The sequence below is a fragment of the Acinetobacter sp. RUH 2624 genome (assembly GCF_000162375.2).
Lineage (GTDB): Bacteria > Pseudomonadota > Gammaproteobacteria > Pseudomonadales > Moraxellaceae > Acinetobacter > Acinetobacter nosocomialis.
Map to the genome: position 1 here is coordinate 784,714 of NZ_KI391939.1, position 23,507 is coordinate 808,220.

Genomic DNA, 23,507 nt, shown 5'->3' on the forward strand with positions numbered 1-23,507 from the left:
AAAAAAATAATCGTTTTCATGTGAAATAAATATTTTATGGTAAAAGCAAAGCAATATTGGTTTTACTTACATGACAAATTTAAATTTTGAGCATCATCTCGGTTCATTAACTCACGCTGCACTGAGCCAGGCTTCAATCATTTCGCGGGTATGGGGTGAGGGGCCGTCACCACGTTATGATGAATTGGCAAGTAACTTCAGACCGACGTTTGCCCGTATTAAAGAAGGGGCTTTAATCCGTGAACAGCAGCATATTTTGCCGTATGAGCAACTTCAGTGGCTCAAAGATATTGGCTTTACACGGTTACGACTTCCAAAAGCTCATGGTGGTTTTGATGCAACTATTCCTGAACTATTTGCATTGCTTATTGAACTTGCAGAGGCCGACTCAAACTTACCGCAAGCTTTACGTGTGCATTTTGGTTTTACTGAGGATGTCTTGGTAAGTAAAGATAAAGCGTTTCAACAGCGTTGGCTGAGCCGAATTGCCAATGGGGAAACTGTCGGTAGTGCATGGTCTGAAGGCGGCAAAGAGTCAATCGATCAGTTTGAAACACATTTATATCGAGACAGTGACGGAAAAATTCGCGTTAAAGGCAAAAAATACTACACCACAGGGAGCCTATATGCAGACTGGGTGGATGTTGGGGTAACAGATTTAAAAGGAGAGTCTGGCTCAGTTGTTGTTCGCCGTGAAGATGAAGGCGTCGAAATTGTCGATGACTGGAATGGCTTTGGACAGCAGCTCACTGCAAGTGGTACGGCATATTTCCATGATGTATTGGTCGATGAAGCTGAAATTTTACCTGACGATGACCGTTTTAAATATTCGGCGGCTTATTATCAACTGGTCCAACTGGCAATCATTACAGGTCTAGGGCGTGCTGCAACCTATGATGTTTCTCAAGCTGTAGCAAAACGTACCCGAAACTACACGCATGCAAATGCTCAATTTGTAAAACAAGATCCCCAAATTTTACAAGTCGTAGGACAAATTCGTGGCGCAGCTTATAGTGCAGGAGCGATTGTTGAAAAAGTTGCACAAAGCTTACAGCGTGCTTACTTAGCTGCATTTCAAAATAATGAGCAATTTGAAGAAGAGCAAAATGCACTTGCCGAGCTTGAAAGTGCGCAGTCCCAAACGGTCATTACCGATCTAATTTTAAATGCCTCTACAATTTTATTTGATGCTTTGGGTGCTTCTGCAACAGACAAAGATTTAGGTCTAGATCGGTATTGGCGTAACGTACGAACTTTATCTTCACATAACCCGAGAGTATTTAAAAATCGAATTATTGGTGATTTTAGTGTGAACGGTACATTACCACCGTATCAATGGCGAATAGGCAATGTCACTAAATAATAATTGATAATATAGATATTAAGCTGCTACTTTTAGCGGCTTAATATTATTTTGATTATTAAAATTAAATTATAAAAATCTATTAGAATAAAATCATATTTTGTTTGGGGTATATATTATAAAGAAAATGTAAAAATTGCTTTAGTATAAAAATTAAATAAAATGCTGGTTGATATTTTATGACTAAGAAAATTAGTTTTAATGCTTTTGAAATGAATTGTATTGCCCACCAATCTCCTGGATTATGGCGACATCCTCAAGATCGATCTGTTGAATATAAAGATTTAGAATATTGGACAGATTTAGCACAAATTCTTGAGCGTGGTTTTTTTGACGGTATTTTTATTGCAGATGTGCTTGGTATTTATGACGTTTATCATCAAAGTGCTGAACATGCCTTAACCGGTGCAGTACAAGTTCCAGTCAATGATCCGCTACAGATCGTGCCTGCGATGGCAGCAGTCACAAAGCACTTGGGTTTTGGTGTCACTACCTCTATTTCCTTTGAACATCCTTATCCTTTTGCTAGGCGTATTAGCACGCTAGACCATTTAACCAAAGGGCGAGTGGGTTGGAATATCGTGACGTCTTATTTGGAAAGTGGTTCGAAAAACTTGGGCCTGAAAACTCAGGTCAATCATGACAATCGTTATGATATTGCTGATGAATACTTAGAAGTCCTTTACAAACTTTGGGAAGGTTCTTGGGAAGAAGGTTCGGTACTTCGTGACCGTGAAAGCGGTATCTTTGCTGACCATAAAAAAGTGCATCCAATTCAGCACGAAGGTAAATACTTTACTGTACCGGGCATCCATATTTGTGAACCATCACCGCAAAGAACACCAGTACTTTACCAAGCAGGTGCATCTTCACGCGGGCAGAAGTTTGCCAGTCAAAATGCCGAGTGCGTATTCATAGCGGCGCCGTCTAAAATTGCCACTAAAAAAGTGGTACAGGGCATTCGCCAAAAATTGGCTCAAGAAGGCCGCGACCCGTACTCAGTTAAAATTTATGCACTTTTGTCGATTGTCACTGATGAAACCGATGCAAAAGCACAGGCTAAGTTTAAAGAATATCAAAGCTATGGAAGCTACGATGGCGCTTTAACATTGCTATCTGGCTGGTCGGGTGTTGATTTTTCACCATATCAACCCACCGATAAAGTTGAATATATTCAAACCAACGCCATTCAATCTTTATTAGATTCTTATGTAAATGCAGATCCAGAACGTGTTTGGACCATTGAAGAAATTGCAAACTGGAACAGCTTAGGCGGTAATGGGCCTGTGTTAGTGGGTTCGGGAGAAACCGTTTCGGATGCTCTACAGCAATGGGTTGAAGATACAGATGTCGATGGCTTTAACCTTGCCTATATTTTGGCTCATCAAACCTTTGCCGATGTGGTTGAGTTTATTGTTCCGGAGTTGCAAAAACGAGGGGTATATCAAACTTCGTATGCACAAGGAACATTAAGAGAAAAATTATTTGGTGCTGGGCCATATTTGCCTGAAAATCACCGCGGTGCAAAATATCGTAATCTAAAAGAGCTGAAACTTGCTGAGGCGAGTTAATATTTTGGAAATTCTTTAAATAAATAGCTGGTTAAATACCAGCTTTTATTTTGTCTTTTTATATCGGTTTTACTGCTGAGTTAATAATGAAAAGATAATTCTATAATTTAGATTAAAACATCAGATTAATTTGTTTTTGTATTATGTGAATAATCATTATTTTGTTCCTGTTATTAAAGTTTAGGAATTATTAAGTGAGCACACAAGAACTCGATCATAACCATCGTTATGAAATTAAATCTCCCGATGATGTTTCACAATTAATTTCAAAATTTGCAGGGAAGGGTAAATCGAATAAAGTTATTTGGTTGGCGCTGATTGGGGTGTTTATTGATGCCTATGATTTAACAACGCTGTCCTTTGGTATTGAGCAAGTTATCTCAGAGTTTTCTTTAAGCCCTGTCATGACTGGTGTGGTGGCTTCAGCAATTGTCTGCGGAACCATTGTTGGTAACCTGATTGGTGGTTGGCTGACAGATAAAATTGGCCGTTATCGGGTCTTTATGGCGGACATGGTGCTCTTTGTCATTGCTGCAATTGTTGCTGGTTTTGCACCGAATGTCTGGGTTTTGATTTTAGCCAGATTTATTATGGGAATTAGTGTTGGTATTGATTTGCCGGTGGCAATGTCATACTTATCTGAGTTTTCCAAATTTAACGGGAGTAGCAACAAGGCAGCGCGTTTAGCTGCATGGTGCCCAATGTGGTATGCCGCTTCTTCGGTCTGTTTTGGTCTAGTTCTGGCGCTTTATTTTCTTTTACCCCCTGAGCATAGCAACTGGCTATGGCGAGCATCTTTAATTTTTGGAGCAGTGCCAGCGTTACTCATTATTTTTATTCGTGGTAAATATTTAACTGAATCACCCATTTGGCTTGCAAATCAAGGCGATTTAAAAGATGCAGCTAAAGTTCTACAAGATTCCTATGCAATTAATGCAGTCGCTACAGTTGAAAAAGTAGAAAGAACTGCTGAAAAGAAAAAGCGCGAGGGGTTTGCGGTTTTATTTAATAAAACCTATTTGCCAAGAACTATTGTGGCCATTGTGATTCATATTTCGGTGGCATTTCAGTACACGACCATTGCCTTCTTTTTACCTTCTATTTTAACGCGATTCTTTCATACAGATGTCTTGACGACCCTTACTACAACACTCGGACTCAATTTGCTGTTTGCATTTACGGGCGGGCTGTTAGGTGTATTTGTTGCTAGCAGATTTAAATCTCGTCATGTGTTGCTTACAGGCTTTTTACTCCAGTTTATAGCCCTCATTGCCTTAGCATTCATTGGTGAACCGGGTAATAGCTTTTTACTCTACACCGCAATTGGCATGCTCGGTTTGTGGCTTTTTGCTGAAGGTTTTGGGCCAGGTGCACAAATGATGGTTTATCCAACTATGGCTTATCCAGCTTCGATTCGTGGTGTTGGTGTTGGCTTTAACCGTGCAGTAACGGGTGTTGCTCAAGCAATTGCTTTGTTTGTTTTACCAATCTGGATGGCGGGATATAAAACTGATGTTTACCTGATTATTTCTATTTTTGCGTTTATTCCTTTAATTGTGATTGGGCTACTGATTAAGTTTGAGCCTACCGCCCAAGATGTCGATGTTATAGATGAAGATAAAACAGAACTTCCTCTCAATAATTCACCAGTAATCGATTAGAGTAAAAATAAATATCTAGATAAAAACAAAGGCCAACATCTGTTGGCCTTTATTTTTCGAGTTAGAAGTAATAAGCAAAAATTACAAATGCTTTTTTATTCCATTTATCATTAGTTCCACCAGCCGCAAGGCCTTCACTGTCTCCTAGATATGGATCATGTTTACCCATTAGTAACTCAGCTTGTACTGTCAATTTTTGATAGTTAAAGGCAATGCCGGGAATAAAACGGGTTGAATCTTTAAAGCCATCTTGCTCTTTTCGATAAGAACTATAGTTTAAATACGGGCGAACAGAAGTAATTGGTCCAAACTGCTGAGGAAATAGATAGCTCAGTTCGGCTGAATAAATCTGACCTTTGGTTGCCGAATTAAATGAATAATCGAAACCGCCCAAAGTCAGATGATCTTTATATTCATTGTCGGCATTATCAATGTCTTGATAACCAGCCAAAAGCTGTAAATTCCATTGGTTATAATTGGTATTGCTAAAAACTGAATAGACTTGGCGATCGCCATCTTGCCCTGAACGTTTATTTTCAATGGTGGAATACCATGCAGAGGCGCCCAGTTGGGTAGAGAAATTTTCTTGGCCTAATACATTCTTAAAGGTATGAGCACCACGAACAACAATGGAGTTCTTTTCTTTGGTATTGGTACCTTGTGGTACTGAGTCATCTGCATTGACAGGGTTGATACTAAATCGACTCGAGTCTTTGCTTTTACCTCTATAGGTGCCACCATCGGTAGGATAAAAGGCGAGTTGTGCTTCATTGATTCCATCATTGAAATCATATTTCACCCCAAGGTTGTGTACATCTTCCCAACCAGCACTATTGGCAATGCCTAAATAATAAGTATTTCCCCAAAAGCGACCCAAGCCAAAAGGAACGGGGTTTAAGCCAGCAATAATTTTACTATTGTCATTAATTTTATAACCCAACCACGCATCGGTAAGCCAATTGGCATCGCCTAAACGCCCGTAATATTCATAAACCCGATAATCTAGGCGGCCAATCCATTTTGGGGAGTTGTAATCTAGCCATAATACCGCGTCATTAAAGGAAAATTTACTGGTAGTGGGGTCAGAGTCAAAATCATAAACATATTTAGCTCGAACAGTACCACTCACTTTAAGTTGACCTTCTTCAGCATTACCAAAGGTGAGAGCCGCATGACTTGAAAGGCTAAATGTAATTAAAGACGCTGTAATTAATGTTTTTTTCAAAAATTGAGAATGTTTAAACAAAAGAATTTTTCTCCTCTTAAAAATAAAAATTAAATTTGCGTCATGTATAAACCAGAAAAAGATTTGTCCAAATCTTAATATTTGCAGAAGTTTTAAGATAAAAAGATAATAAAATCTTAAGTTTATATAAAAGAATGAAAATTAATTAGATGCAAAACTCTGGATGCGATAAGCAAAAAATAAAAATGACGAAATGAGTAGGATAAAATAATTAGAGTAGGTATGTCAGGTTTTTCTCATCATGTGTTTTTTGAATATCCTTTTTAATTATTGATATATAAGTATTTTAATTTTATGGCTAATCTGTAAGTTTGCTTGATATTTGCTTTTTACCAAAAGATAAAAACTTATATGAAAAAGTTATTTATCAAAAATAGATAAGCAACTCATATTTTTTTATTTTTCATTATAAAGCCAGCTGCATACCATGAGCTTATATTATTGAAAGATCATGAAATTATGAGCACAAAGACCAAACCGTTGATTATCACGGCAATTGTGGTTGTAGCAATAGTTGCATTTATCGTATGGCAAAATAAAAAAGACAATAATACAAGTGCTTCAGTTCGTGACAACAAACCTGTCGTGATTGCTTATCAAACAGGGGTTGACCCAAGCAAAGTTGCACAGGCTAACGGAGACTACGAAAAAAATAGTCAACGTAATATTAAATGGAAAAAATTTGATGCAGGCTCAGACGTTGTTAACGCTCTGGCATCAGGTGATGTCGTACTTGGTAATATTGGTTCAAGCCCACTTGCTGCTGCGGCAAGCCGTGATTTACCAATTGAAGTATTCTTAATTACTTCAAAACTTGGTGCGTCTGAAGCACTCGTGGTAAGTAATAAATCAGGCATTAAAACTCCTCAAGATTTAATTGGCAAAACCATTGCTGTACCTTTTGTTTCAACAACCCATTACAGCCTTTTGTCTGCACTTAAACATTGGAACATTCCAGAAGACAAAGTAAAAATTATTAACTTGCGTCCACCTGAAATTTCAGCGGCGTGGGAACGTGGTGATATTGATGCAGCATATGTTTGGGAACCTGCTTTAAGTAAAGCCAAAGCATCTGGTACGGTTTTAACTGACTCGAAACAAGTCGGTGAATGGGGTGCTCCAACTTATGACTTATGGGTTGTACGTAAAGATTTTGCAGAGAAAAATCCTGACTTCTTAAAAGCTTTTGTTAAAACCACACTAGAGCAACTCGAAAAATATAACCAAGACCCAGCTTCTTACGTTAAAGATACCGATAACTTGCAAAAAATTGCGCAGCTCACAGGTTCTGATTCAAAAGATATCCCGCTTTTATTAAGTGGAAATATTTACCTTGACCATGCTCAGCAAAAACAAACGTTAGATGGTGAATTCGCACAAAATATTTTTGATACAGCGAAATTCTTAAAAGGTCAGGGCAAAGTCGATCAACTTAAAGCCGATTATAAAGGCAATGTGAATTCTTCATTTTTGCAGCCTTAAGGAGTTGTCATGAGCGTATTAGAAGCCAAACATATTCATCTGACTTTTCCTAAACAGCAAAAGCCAGTTTTACAAGACATTAACCTAACCATTGAAGAAGGTTCTTTAACCGTGATTTTAGGTGAGTCGGGTTGTGGCAAAACAACTTTGCTTAATATCTTGGCAGGGTTTCAAAAGCCGAGTTCTGGTGATGTGCTTGTAAATCATGAAGTCGTAACTGGACCAGATGTAACTCGTGCTGTTGTATTTCAGGATCACGCCTTACTCCCTTGGTTGAATGTTGCAGATAATGTTGGCTTCGCTTTGCAGTTAAAAGGTTTAAAGCGTGCAGAGATTGAGAAACAAGTGAGCGCAATTTTAAAAATTGTGGGTTTAAGTCACGTTGAAAAAGCCAATATCTGGGAGCTTTCCGGTGGTATGAAACAACGTGTTGGTATTGCTAGAGCTTTGATCAGTCACGCGCCGTTTATTTTATTAGATGAACCTTTCGCCGCATTAGATGCTTTTACGCGTGAAAACATGCAGCAGTTAGTGCTCGATTTATGGATTCAACAAAATAAAAGCTTCTTTTTAATTACTCATGACATTGAAGAAGCATTATTGCTCAGCAATCAGCTGGTACTAATGACAGCGCACCCGGGCAAAATTGTAGAAACTCTACATCTCGATTTTGCTAATCGATATCGTCAGGGCGAGTCTATTCGCTCAATTAAATCGGACCCTCAATTTATTCAGCTCAGAGAACAGCTGTTTGAAAGTTTAAGGGCACAAAAACAAAGCGGTAAGGAGGCGTTACCTACATGAACACTAAAGATAACGTCTATGAATATGACAAAGCAGAGCTAAAAATTAAGCCAGATGTGCAAACAGAAAAAGCTTCATTTTTATCGTCATTTTTTGAAAAGCACCACACTTTGGCAGTTAGCATAATCAGTGTAGGAAGTGTGGTTGCACTCTGGTTCCTCATTACTGCTTTGCATGTTGTACCTGAACTATTTTTACCGAGTCCACAGGCAGTATGGCAAAAATTTATATCGGTTAGCCAAGAAGGCTTTATGAAGGCAACTTTGTGGCAACACTTGGCAGCCAGTATCTCACGTGTATTTTTGGCTTTGATTGCAGCCGTAGTGATTGGTGTACCACTAGGTCTATGGATGGGGCTGAACAAATGGGTTCGCGCTGTTCTAGATCCTTTGGTTGAATTATTACGTCCAATTCCACCGTTAGCTTATTTGCCGTTACTCGTGATTTGGTTCGGTATTGGCGAAACCACAAAAGTACTTTTGATTTTCTTCTCGATTTTGGCGCCTGTGATTATTAGTAGTGCGCACGGTGTATTAAGCCATCAGTTGAATCGTGAACGTGCGGCATTGTCGTTAGGGGCAAGTCAGTCACAAGTCTTTTGGCATGTCATTTTACCAACGGCTTTACCTCATATTATTACCGGTATTCGTATTGGTCTTGGGGTGGGCTGGTCAACATTAGTTGCAGCAGAATTGGTTGCAGCGGACCGCGGTATTGGTTTTATGGTGCAATCGGCAGCGCAGTTCTTAATTACCGATACGGTGATTCTGGGCATTATTGTGATTGCGATTGTCGCAGTTAGTTTTGAGCTGTTTTTACGTTGGTTACAAAAACAGTTTTCTCCTTGGTATGGTCAGCAGTTGTAGTAAAGAAGATGAATACAGTAGTGGCAAACTTAAATATAGAAGTGATCAAGCCTACCATTGGCGCAATTATTCACGATATTGATTTGAATGCGTTAAATGAACAGACAACGCAACAAATCCAGCAGGCTTTGCTTGATCATCAGGTCATTTTTTTTCGAAAGCAACAATTAGCACCACAAGTACAAGCAGACTTGGCACGTAGTTTTGGCACCTTACATGTGCACCCGATTTATCCTTCAATTGAAGATGTACCTGAGGTGATGGTGCTCGACAGTTGGAAACAAGATTTGCGTGATAATGAACTTTGGCACACAGATGTGACTTTTAGTAAAACTCCACCTTTAGGTTGTGTGTTGCAAGCCATTAAAATTCCACCTGTAGGCGGCGATACATTATGGTCGAGCAACACAGCAGCTTTTAAAGGACTCCCGCTTGAGTTACAGCAAAAATTGCGTGGCTTAACTGCAACACACGATATTCGTAAGTCTTTTCCACTTGAACGTTTTGCCCATAACGAAGAAGAACGTGAAAAGCTTTTGCAAACCTTTAAGCGTAACCCGCCAGTGGTTCACCCAGTGGTGCGTACTCATCCGGTTACAGGTGAGCCTTTGTTGTTCGTAAGTGAGGGTTTTACCACACATATTAATGAGTTACCTGAACAAGAAAGTGAGCAATTACTTAATTTCTTGTTTGAACATGCGACCCAAGAGCAATTTCATTTACGCTGGAAATGGCAAGACGGTGACGTCGCGATTTGGGATAACCGTTGCACACAACATAAAGCATTATTTGATTATGGCGATGCCCATCGAATTATGCACCGCGCAACTATTAATGGTGATGTGCCATTTTATAAAGAAGAACAACAGCCAGAGTTAGCAGAGGCTTAATTCTTTTAATTATTCTTTGTTTCAATTCCAACTCTGAATTTTGAGCTGGAATTGAAACAATAACTCTTTAGCGCATTCCAAATCCTGACAATATGCCTGTGTAGTTCTTTACAGGAGGTGAAGCCCAATCACCAATTTTGCTGGTTTTTAAATTTAACTGGACTAACATTTCAGCTTGTTTAACGGCTGCTGCAACGCCGTCAATAACGATTACTCCCAACTCGTTTTGTAGCTTTAGACATAAATCACTCATACCTGCACAGCCCAAAACAATCGCATCGCTTTTATCTTCAACGAGCGCTTTTTTGCACTCATCTCGTATGGTCCGATAAGCGTCTGAGTTAGGAAGCTCCAACTCTTCAACTGCAATGTCACATGCCCGAACATTTTTGCAAAAGGGGTGAGCACCATAGCGATGAGCCAGATGCCAGCTCATATTCACTGTACGTTGTAAGGTGGTGATCACACTAAAACCAGTACTTACATAACTTGCAGTTCGCATAGCTGCTTCGGCAATCCCAATCACCGGTGCTGACGTCATTTCACGGGCAGCATAAAGCGCGGGATCACCAAAACAGGCAATGATATAGGCATCTACATTTAGCTGTTCACCTTGGCGGATTTCCTCTAACACACCTACGGCACTTAGTGCTTCATCATAATAACTTTCAATCGTTGCAGGGCCCATTTGAGGACTCACAGCAATAATTTGAGTACCAGAACCTGCAACTATATTTGCTGATGCTGCAATTTTGTCTGTCATGCTTTGAGTAGTATTGGGATTAATAATTTTAATTTTCATTGTACTTTTACCTTAGTCATTGCTGATTTAGCATGGCTAAGCGGTTGGTTAAGAAATCGGTAAATAACAAAACCAAATCCCATACCAATAAACCATGTGAAATTAGCTAGCCCCGATAGTTGTGGTAAAAGTACGCAGAGAATAGGAATTAATGAAGCTGGAATTAAGGCATAAAAAGCAGAGTGGTTATAACCATTTTTGTACCAATACGAGCCTTGAGTATCTAAAGTATATAAATCATCTACCACGATTTTCTGTTTTTTAACGAGGTAAAAATCGGCGAGCAATACACCAAAAAGTGGACCGATAAATGCACCTAAAATATCAATGGTGTAATGGATCACTTGAGGGTTATTGAACAAATTCCATGGGGTAATGAAAATTGAACCTACTGCTGCAATCATTCCACCCATACGCCAGCTAATTTTGCTTGGTGAAACATTAGAAAAATCAAAGGCAGGTGAGACAAAGTTCGCAACAATATTAATCCCAATGGTAGCAATCATTAAGGTCAAACTACCTAAAATGACTACAAATGTATTATCAAGTTTTCCAACCATCTCGACAGGGTCGGTAATGAGCTTGCCATATACTGGAAGCGTTGCCGCAATACACACCACAGTAAGTAACGAAAAGCCTAAGAAGTTAATCGGTAGTCCAAGAAAGTTCCCCATTTTAATGGCATTAAAACTTTTGCCATAACGAGAAAAGTCACCAAAGTTCAGCATAGGCCCTGAAAAATATGAAACAACAAGCGCAATAGCACCAATCATGACTGGTACAACCGCAAACCCGTCGTATTGAACACCACTCAAGTTTAAATCAATATTTTGCCAACCAGCTTTCCAAATGAGCCATACTGCCATCGCAAACATTACAACGTAGACAGCCGGACCCGCCCAGTCAATGAACTTACGAATACTGTCCATGCCAGACCAGAAAACAATCGCTTGCAGTAGCCAAAGCAGCATGAAGCCAACCCATCCTAAATAGGAAAGCCCGAGAAAGCCGTAAGTTGAAGCATCGGCATAAGCTGTCCATTCTGGAAAGAATTTTAAAATGACCAATAAGAAAGCACTTGAGGCCAGATAGGTTTGAATGCCATACCAAGCCACAGCAATAAGACCGCGGATAACAGCAGGAATATTTGCACCAAGCACACCGAAAGTGGCACGGCAAATCACAGGATAGGGTGTACCAGTTTGTTGGCTAGACTTAGCAATCAGATTTGTAAAAAACTGAACAATTGCAATGCCGATCAGTAAAGATAGAAGTACCTGCCAGCTATTTAGCCCTAGTGCAAAAAGGCTTCCAGCCATAACATAACCGCCGACACTATGAACATCAGACATCCAGAAGGCAAAAATATTATAAGCACCCCAAGTTTGCTTTTTTAAAGGAGCTAAGTCTTGATTTGTTAGCTTTGCATCATAAGAAGGTTTAATTATTGCTTCGGTATTATTCATCTTGAACACTCACTTCCCTATGTTGGGCGGGCACGTTCTTCAGCAGCTTGAAATACTGACTAAAAGAATGAAATTAAAATTGTGCACAATGTTTTATTTAGATTGTGCACAATTCATTGAGCAAAAGTTATGCCAAACTTGAGATGTAGTATTGATGAGTGATTTAGCTTGATACGATTTCGGGATATGAATAGACAAATTTATAAACTGAGACGTGCTTAATTTTTTATAAAAAGTAAATAAATTTAGGTGTATAAGTAGATATTTAGAGATCTAATATTGAATTATTCAGCTCAGTATAGATATTGTGAAAGTTAGAGAAATATTTCCAAATGCTTAAGTTAAACTTACACTATTCAAAATAGATAAAGTTCTAAAAAGAGGAGACGTTAATAAAAATGGAGAAATCAATGTCATCGAGTGCACCAAAAAAAGCCGTAGAAATGAGCAATGATGAAATTGATGACCATATATATAACGCTATTGTAGATGCTATTTTAAATCGACAACTTGCCCCTGGTGCACGTTTAGTTGAAGCACCTTTATGTGAAGCTTTCGGTGTAACACGAGGCGTGTTAAGACGTGTTTTTGTCAAACTTGCCCATGATAAGGTTATTGAAATTCAGCCCAATCGTGGGGCACTCATCGCAAAACATAGTGCTCATGAAACAAAAGAGGTCTTTGAAGCGCGCAGCATGCTTGAAATTGCCACTGTAAAAAAGCTGGCTCAAAAGTCTCATCACTTAGATTTTAGTGAGCTTCGAGGCTTGGTCGATCAAGAGTCTAAAGAGCGTTTAGCTGGAAATTGGGCTGAGTGGATTAAGCTATCAGGTCAATTTCATTTAAAGCTGATTGAAGCTAATCAAAATTCGATCATGTCCAGTTATTTGCAGACGCTTATTGCGAGAACTTCGTTATTAATTGGATTGTATGAGATTCCAAAACATAATAACTGTTCGGCAGATGAACACCGTGCAATTTTAGAAGCCATTGAACAAGGCGATGAAAAGCGCGCAACTCAATTGATGGAAGAGCATTTAGAACACTACGCAACTACATTTATTGAAGAAAACAGCACAGTGTCTGCAGAGCAAAATTTATTAAATTTATTTAAAAATAAGAAGATTGAAATGCCTCAAACTAACTAAAAATCATGGGCCAATTCCTATGGAAAAGGCCCAGATTGGTTATTTTATGGGAATGATTTGACGTGTTAAAAAATCAATAAATAGTTTTACTTTCTTCGATAAAATCTTACGGTTTGGCCATGTCACATATAAGTGAAGTGGCTGACTAGTGTAATCCTCTAAACACTTCTGTAATTTACCTTCTTTGTAGTAAGGCTCTGCAATAAACTCTGGAAGAAAAACAATACCGTGATTCTTTAGACACATATCTAATAATAATTCACCATTATTACAGGTCATCACAGGGAAGCAATTAAAAGACACTTCTTTGTGATCTTTTTGAAAAATCAATTTTTTATGTCGGCTATCTTGATAGTAAATCAGAAACTTATGTTCTTTAAGTTCTTCTAATGAGCCTGGTAATCCATGCTGATTAAAATACTCAGGCGTTGCATATAAATATCGTTGATAGGTATTCAAAATTTTACTATTTGCCAAATTTGGAGGAGAACCATCAACACGGATTGTTAAATCAAATTTATTATTATTCGTGTCTAATAGCTGATCAGTCATGAATAAATCAATTTTAATGCTGGGATATTTCTCTATAAAGTCTGAAATAATATGTTGAAGAAAAATATTGCTAAAAGACATTGGTGTATTAAGCTTGAGTTCGCCTTCAGGGTACTGCTGATTGTAGCTAATTTCATATGCAGCCCATTCAAACTCACTTAAAATGACTTTGCTATGTTGATAAAATTTTTCCCCACAAGAGGTCAGGTTCATCTGTCTTGTTGTTCTGGTTAATAGTGTAGTTCTAAGGTCATTTTCAAGGTAGCAAACACGTTTGGCCACTAAGTCACGAGAGATGTCGAGTGCTCTGGCTGCGCTACTAAAATTCCCATGTTCTACGACACTTACAAAAGTGGAAATACAGTCTAATCGATCCATGGATAAGCGAAAGGTAAAAAATATATATCAATGATTAAACTATAAAAATTAAAAAGCAATCATTGTTTTGATTGTATTCGTACAGCATACAGATTCGAGCTGATTTGCTGTCTATGTTTTTACATTTTTATCTGTTTTGATAATAAGCAGAAGGCAGTTTTAAAAGCCTCAATTAAGGAATAATGGAGTTTACCCATGAATAAATCACTTTTAGAACAACTATCAGCAACGAATTGTCAGGTTATTTTTATTGATCATCAGCCACAAATGGCTTTTGGGGTACAGTCAATAGATCGCCAAGTATTAAAAAATAATACGGTCGGGTTAGCAAAAGCAGCTAAAACATTCAATATTCCTGTCACTATTACCACGGTTGAAACTGAAAGCTTCTCTGGTCATACCTATCCAGAACTTTTAGACGTATTTCCAGATGCTCCATTACTAGAACGTACTTCAATGAATTCATGGGATGACCAAAAAGTACGTGATTCACTTGCAAAAAATAATCGTAAAAAAGTAATCGTTTCAGGTTTGTGGACTGAAGTGTGCAATAACACCTTTGCTTTTGGTGCCATGCTTGAAGGTGATTATGAAATTTATATGGTCGCAGATGCCTCTGGTGGTACATCGAAAGAAGCACATGACTATGCCATGCAACGTATGATTCAAGCAGGTGTTGTTCCAGTAACTTGGCAACAAGTATTACTTGAGTGGCAACGTGATTGGGCAAATCGCGATACTTATGATGCAGTCATGGCAATTGTACGCGAACATTCAGGGGCTTACGGTATGGGTGTGGACTATGCTTATACCATGGTACATAAGGCACCTGAACGTACAACTTCAAAACACGAAGTACTTGCACCAGTTCCTGCAAAATAAGAAATAGTTGAGTTAAGGGTATTTCGATATTTAAGTTGATTTATTCGATTTTTGACTATATTGGATAAGCGGAAAAGCCATCTGCAACTGTTCGAGGCAGGACAAAATCTGAAAAAGATTGTAATTGAACGAGTTTTGCAGATCTTGCGCTGCCTTAATGGCAGCTCAGGTTTTGGTTACTTTTCCCGAAAGAAAAGTAACAGAATTAACTCCTCTTATTGGATGTAAAACGGTCAGACTCCGTCGTGTAAAATCAAAAAAGAATAATGAAATATATTTGTTGCTATACCTTTATTTTTTAAAACAATAATTCACAAGAATGGAGTTCAGAATGACCGAAATAAACCTCATACTCAAAAACGGTAAAATCACAACACTAGATCCTCAGAACCCCGAAGTACAAGCAATTGCGATTGCAGATGGTAAAATTCTCCGCACGGGTACAAATGATGAGATCATGAAGCTCGTAACACCAACAAGTAAAGTTGTAGACCTAAATGGTCGTCGTGTTATACCGGGGCTAAATGACAGTCATTTGCATATTATTCGCGGTGGTCTCAATTACAATATGGAGCTGCGCTGGGAAGGTGTGCCATCCGTTGCAGATGCATTACGCTTACTCAAAGAACAAGCAGACAATACTCCAGCTCCACAATGGGTTCGTGTAGTAGGTGGATGGACTGAATTCCAGTTTGCCGAAAAGCGTTTACCGACTTTAGAAGAAATTAATAAAGCTGCGCCAGATACTCCTGTATTCGTTTTACATCTATATGCCAGTGCAATGCTCAACCGAGCTGCGCTTGATGTATTAGGCTTTAACAAAGACACGCCAGACCCGCCGGGTGGCAAGATTGTAAGAGATGAAAAAGGTGAGCCAACAGGACTGTTGCTCGCAACGCCATCCGCTATGATTTTGTATTCAACCTTAGGTAAAGCACCGAAATTGCCAGTTGAAGATCAAGTCAATTCAACGCGTCATTTCATGCGTGAGCTGAACCGATTAGGCATTACTTCTGCAATTGATGCGGGCGGTGGCGGTCAAAACTACCCTGAAGATTATGATGTGATTAAGCAATTACACGACCAAAATCAAATGACCGTACGTATTGCTTATAACCTATTTGCTCAGAAGGCAGGCCAAGAGCTTGATGATTATCGCCGCTGGACAGAAATGACATTTCCGGGCGATGGTGATGAACTATTTAGAATGAATGGAGCCGGTGAGAATTTGACGTGGTCTGCGGGTGACTTTGAAGATTTTTATGAGCCACGTCCAGATTTACCAGAAAAAATGGAAGGTGAACTCGAAGCCATTGTAGAGCACTTGGCTGAAAAGAAATGGCCATTCCGTATTCATGCAACCTATGATGAAAGCATTAGTCGGTTACTCAATGTATTTGAGCGAGTAAATGCTAAACAGCCATTTGCGACCCGATTTATTATTGACCATGCCGAAACTGTATCTGAGCGCAATATCGAGCGTATTGGTGCGTTGGGTGGCGGTATTGCCATTCAACACCGTATGGCATATCAAGGTGAAATTTTCGTAAGACGTTATGGTGCCGAAGCCGCTCAGGCAACGCCACCAGTTAAAAAAATGTTAGAACTCGGTGTTCCTGTGGGTGCCGGGACAGATGCGACTCGTGTTGCGTCTTATAACCCTTGGGTGTGTTTGTATTGGCTGACTACAGGTAAAACAGTGGGTGGCTTACCGCTCTATGATGAAAAAAATCTATTAGACCGTCAAACAGCCCTAAAACTCTGGACTAAAGGTTCGGCATGGTTTTCGGGTGAAAAAGATATCAAAGGTTCACTCACAGCAGGAGAACTTGCTGACTTGGTTGTTCTGTCCGATGACTACTTTAAAGTTGAAGCAGAAGATATTCAGTGGATTGAGTCTGTACTCACTGTTTTGGGCGGAAAAGTGGTGTACGCAGCGGCAGAGTTTAAGCAAGATGATCCGCCGTTACCACCAGCATCTCCAACATGGTCGCCGGTAAAACGCTTTGGTGGTCAGTGGCGTTTATCTGAAAACCGTAATGCGCCTTCCAATGAGTCACTACAGTCACAAAGTGCATTGTGTGCATGTGCTAGCAGCTGTGGCATGCATGGACACAGCCACGCTTGGATGCTTGATGTTCCTGTAAACAATAAAGACAAAAAGTCTTTCTGGGGCGCACTAGGGTGCTCGTGTTTTGCATTTTAAATAAAACAGTATGGGAACCTGCCGCTTTAAATGGCTTGGTTTTCTAAGGTATGTACCATGAAAATGTACTTATTATCTTTGGCTGTAGGGTTGCTTGTTGGTGTCTTATATTATGTTTTAAATGTGAAGTCACCAGCTCCACCTCTTGTTGCATTAGTTGGTTTATTGGGCATGGTAATAGGAGAGCAGCTGCTTCCTTTTATTAAATCCTATTTTTAATCCGTTTCATTTATAAAAAGCTAAATGGTGCCATGCCATTTAGCTTTTTATATTGGTAAGTGTCTTCAATTACTTTATACGATGACCTTGCTCATCAATAATCACTTCACCATCTTCTTTTGCAAAATAGCCTAAGCTTTTTGAATCTAAAATATCCAATACAACCTCAGAAGGGCGGCAAAGTCGTGTACCTTTTGATGTAACCACAAATGGACGATTAATTAAAATTGGATACTGCACCATAAAGTCAATTAACTGTTCATCGGTCCAATGGTCTTGTTCTAACTCTAATTCTTTATAGGGATCAACATTTTTACGAATGGCTTCCCGTACAGTTAAGTTTGAATCTTGAATGAGTTGGATTAGTTCATCTTTACTTGGAGGTGTTTGTAAATATTCAATAACAATAGGCTCAAACCCGGCATGACGAATAAGCGCCAATGTATTTCGTGAAGTTCCACAAGCAGGGTTATGATAGATTTTCAATTGATCGCTCATGATAAATTGATCTTCAAATTAAGTTATTGCATTTATATATGGATATCCGTATATTTGCAATATCGAATATACTCTGTTGAAGATATGATCAACCAAGTCGATTTCTTTAAATGTCTATCTGACCAAACTCGGTTAAACATTTTTAAATTAGTTCTAAACAAACAAAATATTTGTGTTTGTGAGCTAACAGAGCAGCTTGAGTTGAGCCAACCGAAAATTTCTCGACACTTAGCCTTACTAAGAACTCATGGCGTATTACTGGATGAAAGAAAAGGACAGTGGGTTTATTACAGCTTAAATCCTGATTTACCTATATGGGCTTTAGATATTTTAAAGGTGATAGAAAATGACGAGATTGAGACAAGGGTAAAACAACAAGATCAGCCTTCTATCACTACAACGTGCTGTGATTAATCTTTCTAGATTTTTGTCTTAAAAATTCGGATTTTCTTAGCATAAATGTATTAGTCATTTGTGTGTATTGAGCAAAATTAATCAATTCTTTCTTCGAGTAAAACATGACCAAACAAGGGCTTTCCTTTTTAGATCGAAACCTGACGCTGTGGATTTTTATTGCAATGGCTTTAGGTTTAGCTATTGGAGTTTTCTTTCCTCAGGCATCTGTGTCTTTAAATAAGTTAAGTGTAGATAACGTTAATATTCCAATTGCGATTGGTTTGATCTTAATGATGTATCCGCCATTGGCAAAAGTGGACTATGCAGCTTTGCCGGAAGTATTTAAAGATAAAAAGACCTTAACTTTATCATTGGTACAAAATTGGATTATTGCTCCAGTTTTAATGTTTATTCTTGCAATTGTTTTTTTGCATAACTATCCAGAGTATATGACAGGTCTTATTTTAATTGGCTTAGCACGTTGTATTGCAATGGTATTGGTCTGGAATGGCTTAGCGTGCGGTGATAACCAATATGTTGCAGCTTTGGTTGCCTTTAACAGTATTTTCCAAATCTTATTCTTTAGTAGCTACGCATGGCTTTTCTTAACCTTTTTACCACCGTATTTTGGTGTGGCAGGGCAAGTGATTGATGTCAATTTCTGGACCATTACCCATGCTGTTTTAGTGTATTTGGGTATTCCATTTTTAATGGGATTCATAACTCGTTTGATTTTAGTTAAATTAAAAGGCTTGGAGTGGTATCAAACCAAATTTTTACCAAAAATTAGTCCATTAAGTTTAATCGCATTACTTTTTACCATTGTGGCGATGTTTAGTCTAAAAGGTGGAGATGTAGTGAGTTTACCTTTAGATGTATTACGTATTGCGATTCCACTGACGATTTACTTTGTCGTAATGTTCTTTATCAGTTTCTTTATGAGTAAACGGATGGGGAATAACTACCCACGTACCACTGCTATTTCATTTACCGCAGCGGGAAACAACTTTGAGTTGGCTTTAGCCGTAGCCATTGCAACTTTTGGTTTGGCATCACCAGTTGCTTTTACTACAGTGATCGGGCCATTGGTTGAAGTACCAGTGTTGATCTCACTGGTTTCGGTTTCGCTTTGGTTAAAGAAAAAGTATTACTCTTAAAAAATCGCAAAATTTATTTGAACTATTTTCTAAAGATCGCTAAAAAAGTGCCTTTATATAGGCACTTTTTATTGTCTGGCTTTTAAACTTAGGTCATTGTCGGTAAAAGTTTTTGCATGAGTTCAATGAAGTTTGAAACTTTAGCTGAGTTTTTTTTTTCTCTAGTAATCAAGTAAATAGGCGCATTTAGTTTTATCGAATCATCAAACTCGCGATAGACGATTTCATGGTCCCAAAAGTTATGCATTGATGCGGGTACAATACTAATTCCAATACCAGCAGCCACTAAATTGAGCGTCGCAGTAGGGCGCGGAGCTTCTTGAATAATGCGTGGACTAAATCCTGCTTGATAGCAGCTATATAAAATATTGTCATATAAGCCTTGCCCTGAAGAGCGACGGTATAAAACAAAATTTTCCTCTGACAAGTTACTTAAACTAATTTTTTTCTTCTGTGTAAGCGGATGACCGATAGGTAGGGCCACCACCATGGGTTCATCTAATATATGAAGATGCTTCAAACCAATATCTCGGCTAATCGGCGCTCTTAAAAAAGCAATATCAAGTTTTTCTGAAATTAACCAGTCCAGTTGCTTTTGACTACCTGCTTCTTCAAGTTTAGTTTGTACAGCAGGGTACATTTCCCGATACGAACGTAATACAAGTGAAATGAGCGGATGTAAACCTGCGGAACTTGTAAAACCAATATTAAGCTGTCCAGTTTTACCTTGGCTAACGTCTTGGACCAATTTGGTAATATGACGAGCATGCTCTAATAAAAGTTGTGCTTCTTTAAATAGTGCTAAACCTGCTTCTGTCGGTTCAATCCCGCGCGGTTGACGAATAAGTAACTGTGTACCGAGTTCTTCTTCAAGTTTTTTGAGTAAACGCGTTAGAGGCGGCTGTTGGATAAACAATCGGTTTGCTGCATGCGTAATGTTTCTTTCTTCAACCACTACAACAAAGGCATGAAGCTTATGTAAATCGAGCATAGAAATACCTTTAGGGTATGGTTAACGAAAATAAAAGCATTTGTAGATATACCACAAAAGTATCATTCTATCTTGGTCAGATAAAGTGAAAAGTAACGAAAATGAACCATGTTGAGATTGCCGTGCAGAAGGAGAGTGTACCTACCTGCACAGAGTTATTTTTAGGTTTTTTAACATTAGGTTTAATGGGATTTGGTGGTGTTTTGCCTTTAGCCCGCAAAGTTATTGTAGAGCAAAGGCAATGGCTAAGTCCTGAAAAGTTCACCGAGTTACTTGGTTTGTGCCAATTTTTACCGGGCGGCAATATTATTAATTTATCTGTTGCGATTGGTATGGAGTTTCGCGGTGTCCGTGGAGCAGTGAGCTCACTTATTGGTTTGATTCTTGCACCTACCGTAATTGTTGTACTTTTACATTATGTTTATGAACAGTTCCAAGATAACTTGATGGTTAAGCATCTTTTCGAAGGTTTAGGGGCAGCAGCAGCTGGGCTTTTGGTTGCAACTGGATTGAAAATGATTAAGCCTTTATTACGTAATCCAATAGCGATGTGTGTTGTCGTAGCTGCAATTGTCAGTATTGCTTTTCTAAAAGTTCCCTTACTTTTGACTATGTTGATTTTATTGGCACTTTATTCATCTATTATTTGGAGACGTGTGTAATGGGCGCAGTTCTACTTGCTTTAGCGATCATTTTTACTCAGTTGTCTCTCATTGCATTTGGTGGCGGGAATACAATTTTACCTGAAATGCAACGCCAAGTAGTCGACATTCATCATTGGATGACGGCACAAGAATTTAGTGCATTGTTTGCTATGGCTCAAGCAGCTCCTGGGCCAAACATGATGATTGTACCGTTGGTAGGGTGGCACGTAGCGGGATTGTCAGGTTTACTTGTAGCTTCTACCGCTAAATTTTTACCGTCATCTCTTATTACTGTATTTGTAATGAGAGGCTGGTCTAAGTTCAAAGACAAAAAATGGCGCCGTGTTTTACAGCTTGCTTTACAACCTGTTACTGTGGGGACTGTGCTTGCCAGTGCTTGGATTATTTCTGAGGCGGCAGCAATAAATACTTTACTTATCATTATGGTAGTCATTGCGACTTTATTATCTTTAATTAAAAAAGTTCATCCCTTGCATGTTTTGATTGCTGGGGCTGTATTTGGTGTCGTGTTGCTCTAGTTGACCAGTTTGCCGATCTGCGCTGGGATAAGTTCAGGTTGGCTTTTTTTGATTTGAAGTAAGTAATAATAAAATCTAAAAAACCGATCAAATACATAAAAACATACTGTTTTACCTATTCATTGTTTTCACGTACTATGCATCTATTGAAAGAATTTGGATGCATTGGAGTAAAAACAGATGTTAGATCAAAACATTAAAACTCAATTAAAAGCTTACCTAGAACGTTTAGAAAGTCCAATCGAATTAGTTGCTGCTTTGGATGAATCAGATAAAGCTGCCCAAATTAAAGAATTAGTAACTGAAATCGCTGAGCTTTCTGACAAGGTAACAGCCCGTTTTGACGGTAACAATACACGTCGTCCAAGCTTTGGTGTGGCTAAAGCAGGTGAACAGCCTCGTGTGTTCTTTGCAGGCTTACCAATGGGACATGAGTTTACATCTTTGATCTTGGCTCTGTTACAAGTGTCTGGCTATGCACCTAAAGTGTCAAATGAAGTGCTTAACCAGATTAAAGGTTTAAACCTCAAAGCTAACTTTGATGTATTCGTATCACTTAGCTGTCATAACTGTCCGGACGTGGTACAGGCGCTTAACCTGATTGCCATTTATAACCCGAACACTACGGCAACCATGATTGATGGTGCTTTCTTCCAAGACGAAGTGGAACAACGCAAAATCATGGCTGTGCCAATGGTATTCCAGGACAATGAACACATTGGTCAAGGTCGTATGACGCTTGAAGAGATCGTGGCAAAGCTTGACACCAACTCGGCGGAAAAAGATGCAGCAGCACTTAATGCCAAAGATGCGTTTGATGTATTGGTGATTGGCGGTGGACCTGCAGGTGCAACAGCAGCCATCTATGCAGCACGTAAAGGTATTAACACCGGTATTGTAGCTGAACGCTTTGGTGGTCAGGTCATGGATACCATGGACATTGAAAACTTCACTTCTGTGCAAAAGACTCAAGGTCCTAAGTTTGCAGCCGAGATGGAAGCACACGTTCGTGAATACGATGTTGATATCATGAACCTGCAACGTGTCAGCAAAATCACTGGTGCAAACCAAACAGCAAATGGTCTGGTTGAAGTTGAACTTGAAAACGGTGCAAAACTTGAATCGAAAACTGTGATCCTTTCTACAGGTGCACGTTGGAGAGAAATGAATGTACCGGGTGAAGCTGAATACCGTACCCGTGGTGTAGCGTACTGCCCACACTGTGATGGTCCATTGTTCAAAGGTAAACGTGTTGCAGTGATTGGTGGTGGTAACTCAGGTGTGGAAGCGGCAATTGACCTTGCAGGTATTGTTGAGCATGTAACTCTGGTTGAGTTTGATACTAAACTTCGTGCAGACCAAGTCTTGCAAAACAAGTTAAACAGCTTGCCAAACACCACAGTAATTATGAATGCGTTAAGCACCGAAGTATTGGGTGATGGTTCACAAGTAACCGGTCTTAAATATAAAGCCCGTGCGACTGATGAAGAGCATGTGGTCGAGCTTGCAGGAATCTTTGTACAGATTGGTTTATTACCAAACACTGACTTCTTGAAAGAAAGTGAAGTTGAGTTAACTAATCGTGGCGAGATTATTGTCAACGACCGCAATGAAACCAATGTGAAAGGTGTATTCGCTGCAGGTGACTGTACAACTGTACCTTACAAACAAATCATTATTGCTACAGGTGAAGGCGCTAAAGCATCACTCTCTGCGTTTGATTACATCATCCGTTCTGGGCAATAA

Annotated in this window: 22 protein-coding genes; 16 read left to right on the forward strand and 6 right to left on the reverse strand. The window is 39.0% G+C overall.

The window, feature by feature from the left end; genetic code table 11:
* Window positions 1-70 precede the first annotated feature (70 nt).
* The 3 genes from HMPREF0014_RS10400 (at window position 71) to HMPREF0014_RS10410 (ending at window position 4,595) form a co-directional block, all read left to right on the forward strand.
* Entirely contained in the window at window positions 71-1,363 is a 1,293-nt protein-coding gene (locus HMPREF0014_RS10400; RefSeq protein ID WP_004887618.1) for an acyl-CoA dehydrogenase family protein, read from the forward strand.
* A gap of 179 nt (window positions 1,364-1,542) precedes the next feature.
* Entirely contained in the window at window positions 1,543-2,934 is a 1,392-nt protein-coding gene (locus HMPREF0014_RS10405; protein ID WP_004887616.1) for an LLM class flavin-dependent oxidoreductase, read from the forward strand.
* A gap of 194 nt (window positions 2,935-3,128) precedes the next feature.
* Complete coding sequence (locus tag HMPREF0014_RS10410) at window positions 3,129-4,595, forward strand: MFS transporter (RefSeq protein ID WP_004887614.1); 1,467 nt, start codon at window positions 3,129-3,131, stop codon at window positions 4,593-4,595.
* A gap of 61 nt (window positions 4,596-4,656) precedes the next feature.
* Here HMPREF0014_RS10410 and HMPREF0014_RS10415 read toward each other — a convergent pair whose 3' ends face one another.
* Entirely contained in the window at window positions 4,657-5,841 is a 1,185-nt protein-coding gene (locus HMPREF0014_RS10415) for a hypothetical protein (protein ID WP_004887613.1), read from the reverse strand.
* A 441-nt stretch (window positions 5,842-6,282) separates the two neighbouring features.
* On the opposite strand from HMPREF0014_RS10415, the gene tauA reads away from it, so the two are divergent.
* Genes tauA through tauD form a run of 4 tightly spaced genes read left to right on the forward strand, consistent with a single transcriptional unit; the run spans window position 6,283 to window position 9,883 of the window.
* Window positions 6,283-7,323, forward strand: coding sequence for a taurine ABC transporter substrate-binding protein (gene tauA, locus HMPREF0014_RS10420; protein ID WP_006580984.1), 1,041 nt, complete (start codon window positions 6,283-6,285; stop codon window positions 7,321-7,323).
* Between the two features lie 9 nt (window positions 7,324-7,332).
* Window positions 7,333-8,127 (forward strand): ATP-binding cassette domain-containing protein, encoded by a 795-nt coding sequence (locus tag HMPREF0014_RS10425; RefSeq protein ID WP_000114465.1) that lies wholly within the window; start codon window positions 7,333-7,335, stop codon window positions 8,125-8,127.
* A complete protein-coding gene (gene tauC / locus HMPREF0014_RS10430) occupies window positions 8,124-8,993 on the forward strand; it encodes a taurine ABC transporter permease TauC (protein ID WP_004887608.1) in 870 nt (289 codons plus the stop codon). The genes HMPREF0014_RS10425 and tauC overlap by 4 nt, the downstream gene beginning before the upstream one ends.
* A gap of 8 nt (window positions 8,994-9,001) precedes the next feature.
* Window positions 9,002-9,883 (forward strand): taurine dioxygenase, encoded by an 882-nt coding sequence (tauD, locus tag HMPREF0014_RS10435; RefSeq protein WP_004887606.1) that lies wholly within the window; start codon window positions 9,002-9,004, stop codon window positions 9,881-9,883.
* A 67-nt stretch (window positions 9,884-9,950) separates the two neighbouring features.
* Here tauD and HMPREF0014_RS10440 read toward each other — a convergent pair whose 3' ends face one another.
* Together HMPREF0014_RS10440 and HMPREF0014_RS10445 are read right to left on the reverse strand one after the other, a co-directional pair.
* A complete protein-coding gene (locus HMPREF0014_RS10440) occupies window positions 9,951-10,685 on the reverse strand; it encodes an aspartate/glutamate racemase family protein (protein ID WP_004887605.1) in 735 nt (244 codons plus the stop codon).
* The gene (locus HMPREF0014_RS10445) at window positions 10,682-12,151 is read right to left on the reverse strand and encodes an NCS1 family nucleobase:cation symporter-1 (protein ID WP_004887604.1); all 1,470 of its coding nucleotides are present in this window, start codon (window positions 12,149-12,151) and stop codon (window positions 10,682-10,684) included. Before HMPREF0014_RS10445 ends, HMPREF0014_RS10440 begins: the two co-directional genes overlap by 4 nt.
* Before the next feature lie 398 nt (window positions 12,152-12,549).
* Here HMPREF0014_RS10445 and HMPREF0014_RS10450 point away from each other — a divergent pair, with 398 nt between their 5' ends.
* Window positions 12,550-13,299 carry a GntR family transcriptional regulator gene (locus HMPREF0014_RS10450; protein WP_006580986.1) on the forward strand — a complete coding sequence of 250 codons (750 nt, stop codon included), beginning with the start codon at window positions 12,550-12,552 and terminating at the stop codon, window positions 13,297-13,299.
* Window positions 13,300-13,338: 39 nt separating this feature from the next.
* On the opposite strand, the gene HMPREF0014_RS10455 is transcribed toward HMPREF0014_RS10450, so the two are convergent.
* Window positions 13,339-14,229, reverse strand: a complete 891-nt coding sequence (locus HMPREF0014_RS10455) for a LysR family transcriptional regulator (RefSeq protein WP_004887602.1) — start codon at window positions 14,227-14,229, stop codon at window positions 13,339-13,341.
* A gap of 195 nt (window positions 14,230-14,424) precedes the next feature.
* On the opposite strand from HMPREF0014_RS10455, the gene HMPREF0014_RS10460 reads away from it, so the two are divergent.
* The 3 genes from HMPREF0014_RS10460 (at window position 14,425) to HMPREF0014_RS10470 (ending at window position 17,536) form a co-directional block, all read left to right on the forward strand.
* Window positions 14,425-15,111: a hydrolase gene (locus HMPREF0014_RS10460; protein ID WP_004887601.1), complete on the forward strand. Its 687-nt coding sequence runs from the start codon at window positions 14,425-14,427 to the stop codon at window positions 15,109-15,111.
* A 331-nt stretch (window positions 15,112-15,442) separates the two neighbouring features.
* Entirely contained in the window at window positions 15,443-17,317 is a 1,875-nt protein-coding gene (locus HMPREF0014_RS10465) for an amidohydrolase (RefSeq protein WP_004887600.1), read from the forward strand.
* A gap of 57 nt (window positions 17,318-17,374) precedes the next feature.
* Window positions 17,375-17,536 carry a DUF1427 family protein gene (locus HMPREF0014_RS10470; RefSeq protein ID WP_000784879.1) on the forward strand — a complete coding sequence of 54 codons (162 nt, stop codon included), beginning with the start codon at window positions 17,375-17,377 and terminating at the stop codon, window positions 17,534-17,536.
* Window positions 17,537-17,605: 69 nt separating this feature from the next.
* Here the strand turns inward: HMPREF0014_RS10470 and arsC are convergent, their stop codons facing one another.
* Window positions 17,606-18,034, reverse strand: a complete 429-nt coding sequence (gene arsC, locus HMPREF0014_RS10475) for an arsenate reductase (glutaredoxin) (RefSeq protein WP_004887599.1) — start codon at window positions 18,032-18,034, stop codon at window positions 17,606-17,608.
* Between the two features lie 84 nt (window positions 18,035-18,118).
* Between arsC and HMPREF0014_RS10480 the strand changes: the two genes are divergently transcribed.
* On the forward strand, window positions 18,119-18,448 hold the full coding sequence (locus HMPREF0014_RS10480) for a metalloregulator ArsR/SmtB family transcription factor (protein ID WP_006580988.1): 330 nt from the start codon (window positions 18,119-18,121) through the stop codon (window positions 18,446-18,448).
* A gap of 104 nt (window positions 18,449-18,552) precedes the next feature.
* Complete coding sequence (arsB, locus tag HMPREF0014_RS10485; RefSeq protein ID WP_004887597.1) at window positions 18,553-19,587, forward strand: ACR3 family arsenite efflux transporter; 1,035 nt, start codon at window positions 18,553-18,555, stop codon at window positions 19,585-19,587.
* Between the two features lie 88 nt (window positions 19,588-19,675).
* On the opposite strand, the gene HMPREF0014_RS10490 is transcribed toward arsB, so the two are convergent.
* Window positions 19,676-20,578 carry a LysR family transcriptional regulator gene (locus HMPREF0014_RS10490; protein WP_006580989.1) on the reverse strand — a complete coding sequence of 301 codons (903 nt, stop codon included), beginning with the start codon at window positions 20,576-20,578 and terminating at the stop codon, window positions 19,676-19,678.
* Between the two features lie 101 nt (window positions 20,579-20,679).
* Here HMPREF0014_RS10490 and HMPREF0014_RS10495 point away from each other — a divergent pair, with 101 nt between their 5' ends.
* The 3 genes from HMPREF0014_RS10495 (at window position 20,680) to ahpF (ending at window position 23,507) form a co-directional block, all read left to right on the forward strand.
* Window positions 20,680-21,240, forward strand: a complete 561-nt coding sequence (locus HMPREF0014_RS10495) for a chromate transporter (protein WP_004709256.1) — start codon at window positions 20,680-20,682, stop codon at window positions 21,238-21,240.
* Window positions 21,240-21,761 carry a chromate transporter gene (locus HMPREF0014_RS10500; RefSeq protein ID WP_004702206.1) on the forward strand — a complete coding sequence of 174 codons (522 nt, stop codon included), beginning with the start codon at window positions 21,240-21,242 and terminating at the stop codon, window positions 21,759-21,761. The genes HMPREF0014_RS10495 and HMPREF0014_RS10500 overlap by 1 nt, the downstream gene beginning before the upstream one ends.
* Before the next feature lie 180 nt (window positions 21,762-21,941).
* Complete coding sequence (ahpF, locus tag HMPREF0014_RS10505; RefSeq protein WP_006580990.1) at window positions 21,942-23,507, forward strand: alkyl hydroperoxide reductase subunit F; 1,566 nt, start codon at window positions 21,942-21,944, stop codon at window positions 23,505-23,507.

What these genes read in the sequence shown, in the direction of transcription:
- HMPREF0014_RS10400 (WP_004887618.1), top strand. Translation starts at nt 71, where the DNA reads ATGACAAATTTAAATTTTGAGCATCATCTCGGTTCATTAACTCACGCT.
- HMPREF0014_RS10405 (WP_004887616.1), top strand. Translation starts at nt 1,543, where the DNA reads ATGACTAAGAAAATTAGTTTTAATGCTTTTGAAATGAATTGTATTGCC.
- HMPREF0014_RS10425 (WP_000114465.1), top strand. Translation starts at nt 7,333, where the DNA reads ATGAGCGTATTAGAAGCCAAACATATTCATCTGACTTTTCCTAAACAG.
- tauC (WP_004887608.1), top strand. Translation starts at nt 8,124, where the DNA reads ATGAACACTAAAGATAACGTCTATGAATATGACAAAGCAGAGCTAAAA.
- tauD (WP_004887606.1), top strand. Translation starts at nt 9,002, where the DNA reads ATGAATACAGTAGTGGCAAACTTAAATATAGAAGTGATCAAGCCTACC.
- HMPREF0014_RS10440 (WP_004887605.1), bottom strand. Translation starts at nt 10,685, where the DNA reads ATGAAAATTAAAATTATTAATCCCAATACTACTCAAAGCATGACAGAC.
- HMPREF0014_RS10445 (WP_004887604.1), bottom strand. Translation starts at nt 12,151, where the DNA reads ATGAATAATACCGAAGCAATAATTAAACCTTCTTATGATGCAAAGCTA.
- HMPREF0014_RS10450 (WP_006580986.1), top strand. Translation starts at nt 12,550, where the DNA reads ATGGAGAAATCAATGTCATCGAGTGCACCAAAAAAAGCCGTAGAAATG.
- HMPREF0014_RS10455 (WP_004887602.1), bottom strand. Translation starts at nt 14,229, where the DNA reads ATGGATCGATTAGACTGTATTTCCACTTTTGTAAGTGTCGTAGAACAT.
- HMPREF0014_RS10460 (WP_004887601.1), top strand. Translation starts at nt 14,425, where the DNA reads ATGAATAAATCACTTTTAGAACAACTATCAGCAACGAATTGTCAGGTT.
- HMPREF0014_RS10465 (WP_004887600.1), top strand. Translation starts at nt 15,443, where the DNA reads ATGACCGAAATAAACCTCATACTCAAAAACGGTAAAATCACAACACTA.
- HMPREF0014_RS10470 (WP_000784879.1), top strand. Translation starts at nt 17,375, where the DNA reads ATGAAAATGTACTTATTATCTTTGGCTGTAGGGTTGCTTGTTGGTGTC.
- arsC (WP_004887599.1), bottom strand. Translation starts at nt 18,034, where the DNA reads ATGAGCGATCAATTGAAAATCTATCATAACCCTGCTTGTGGAACTTCA.
- HMPREF0014_RS10480 (WP_006580988.1), top strand. Translation starts at nt 18,119, where the DNA reads ATGATCAACCAAGTCGATTTCTTTAAATGTCTATCTGACCAAACTCGG.
- arsB (WP_004887597.1), top strand. Translation starts at nt 18,553, where the DNA reads ATGACCAAACAAGGGCTTTCCTTTTTAGATCGAAACCTGACGCTGTGG.
- HMPREF0014_RS10490 (WP_006580989.1), bottom strand. Translation starts at nt 20,578, where the DNA reads ATGCTCGATTTACATAAGCTTCATGCCTTTGTTGTAGTGGTTGAAGAA.
- HMPREF0014_RS10495 (WP_004709256.1), top strand. Translation starts at nt 20,680, where the DNA reads ATGAACCATGTTGAGATTGCCGTGCAGAAGGAGAGTGTACCTACCTGC.
- HMPREF0014_RS10500 (WP_004702206.1), top strand. Translation starts at nt 21,240, where the DNA reads ATGGGCGCAGTTCTACTTGCTTTAGCGATCATTTTTACTCAGTTGTCT.
- ahpF (WP_006580990.1), top strand. Translation starts at nt 21,942, where the DNA reads ATGTTAGATCAAAACATTAAAACTCAATTAAAAGCTTACCTAGAACGT.